Raw genomic sequence first — 1077 nt, forward strand, 5'->3', positions numbered from 1 at the left:
TCAAGCCAATTCTGTACCTCATTAAAAGAGAAATTATATCCTGCATTTTGTGCCGCTTTATACAAATGCTTAACTGATCTATGATATCCTGTTACTTGATAATATAATTTGCATAATGAAATAGATATATCAAGATTTCTTACTTTACTTGGATCGATTAAAATTGATGGCAGCGGAACCTGCATATTTGGAATTACTTGATAGCAATCAAGAATTGCGTAAAAGGTTAGTTTTAGAAGAAACTATTAACCTTTCTAATCAGAAAAAAATTCGTATACTTACAAAAGATCTAGAGCAATGTGAGAGATATATTAAGTATCTTGAAAAAAACCTTGTTTCCCGTGAGGATGAAATCGAAGAGCTAAAGATAAAGCTTAAGTCTATCCTTCGGGAAGTTAAAAAATATAAGGATCATTTGGAATTAAAAGAAGAAGCATTACATACCCAAGATAGCCGAATTATTAATTTGGAAGATACTGTTAATAGACTTAGAATACAGATTTATAAGTTGATAACAACAAAAATCTCTACCAGAGGTATCACTGAAATGGATAACCCACTTTTGGAGATTTTAGACCGAAGACAGATTTTATCTAACATTTTCTATGAAATCCGCAGATTTTTAGATGGACGGGTTAGAATAAATAATCTTAATAATACACAAAATTATGCTAATATAGTGCTTCCACAAGATTTAGATGATATCATTAATTCGGCTGCTGGTAATCTTGATGAAATTATTCGGCAAACCTATACATTGCAAAGCGTTGGTGAGGATCAAGGTAACCAACTTGAGGGGCTGCAAGTATTGCTTGATGAATCACATGAACGTGAACAGACTCTTCGGCGAGATTTAAATAATTCACGAGCTGAAGTGCTTCGAGTAACTCGAATGTATGATGATGCATTAAATGATGAAAGAAATGCACGTCAAAATTTGCAAGACGTGGTTCAAGATCAGCAAGGGCAAATTATAGGCCAGCAAACACAAATTGGTAATCTACAGGGGCAAATTGGTATCCAGCAAGGTGAAATCAATGAACATAGAAGAGCAATACATAGATGGACTGTACGTTA

At 33.6% G+C, this 1077-nt stretch carries 1 protein-coding gene; it reads left to right on the forward strand.

Annotation, left to right across the window (positions count from 1 at the left end):
* Positions 1 to 166 precede the first annotated feature (166 nt).
* Positions 167 to 1077 (forward strand): hypothetical protein (locus ACQR30_RS03335; RefSeq protein WP_429731235.1); only part of this gene is annotated, 911 nt, incomplete at its 3' end.

This window comes from Arachidicoccus sp., from assembly GCF_050436765.1.
Lineage (GTDB): Bacteria > Bacteroidota > Bacteroidia > Chitinophagales > Chitinophagaceae > Arachidicoccus.